We start from the raw sequence: 892 nt of genomic DNA, 5'->3' as shown, positions 1-892 counted from the left end.
GGTCGTCCGCGCCGTCGTGCGCGAGTCGCGGTCCGCCGTCCTGGTCGTCGACCCGGTCGACGCGATGTGGGTGGCGGAGGACTCGCGGGGCTGAGCCCGCGCTCACCGGCGGAGGTTCCCCGGGACGTCATACGGACGGTGGAAGGGGACACACTGTCCGTATGACGTCCCGGGCCCGCCGACCCGCCCTCCGGGTCGCGCGGACCGTCGCCCTGACGGCGCTGCTCGTCACAGTGCCGTTCGCGACCGCCCTGGTGGCGATCGGCTACGCGCCGCCGGCCCACGTCCAGGTCGCCGGCCAGCAGGTGTCGGTGCGGCCGGTGCTCGGCCAGGACACCAGCCGGCTGTTCCAGGGGGCGCTGGTGCGGACGCAGCACCAGCGGCTCGCGGGCAAGGCCGTCGGCGTGGACATCGACGCCGACTGGAACCGGCTGGTCCCCAGCGACAAGCCCACCCGCCGCTACCTCGCCGGCCTGTGGGAGAACCCCCGCCCGGCGATCCACCTGATCGGCGCCACCGCGCGCCGGCACCTGCTGCTGTGGGGCATCGGCGGGTTCGTCGCGGGCGCGCTCGCGGTGGGTGCGGTCGTCGGGCTGTCCTGGCAGCGCCGGCGCCGGCTGGCGTCGTACTCCCCCGAGCAGGCGGAGCTGGTCGCCCGCCACAACCGCCGGCTCCGCCTGACGCTGCACCCCCGTCGCCAGCCCGGTCTTCGACGGTACGCCGCTCGAGGGGACGCAGGTGACCGGACTGCTGGCCGACGTGCTGCCGTTCCTGTCGGTGCTGCGCCCGCGCTCGCAGTTCTACGAGGACGTGTCCGCGAACCTCAAGGCCGCGCTGGCCGCCCAGCCCGACCTGGCCGGCGGTGACGGCGAGGTGGTGTTCGTGCTCGCGG

1 protein-coding gene is annotated in these 892 nt (G+C 75.3%); it reads left to right on the top strand.

All coding sequences use genetic code 11. From position 1 onward, the window contains the following. Positions 1-161 precede the first annotated feature (161 nt). Positions 162-866, top strand: a complete 705-nt coding sequence (locus Q0L15_RS17575) for a hypothetical protein (protein WP_296605749.1) — start codon at positions 162-164, stop codon at positions 864-866. Positions 867-892: the final 26 nt, after the last annotated feature.

The sequence above is a fragment of the Nocardioides sp. genome, from assembly GCF_024509035.1.
Taxonomy (GTDB): domain Bacteria; phylum Actinomycetota; class Actinomycetes; order Propionibacteriales; family Nocardioidaceae; genus Nocardioides.
This window is presented reverse-complemented; position numbering and strand designations above follow the sequence as displayed.

Coding starts and splice junctions, on each gene's coding strand:
- Q0L15_RS17575 (WP_296605749.1), top strand. CDS start 162: ATGACGTCCCGGGCCCGCCGACCCGCCCTCCGGGTCGCGCGGACCGTC.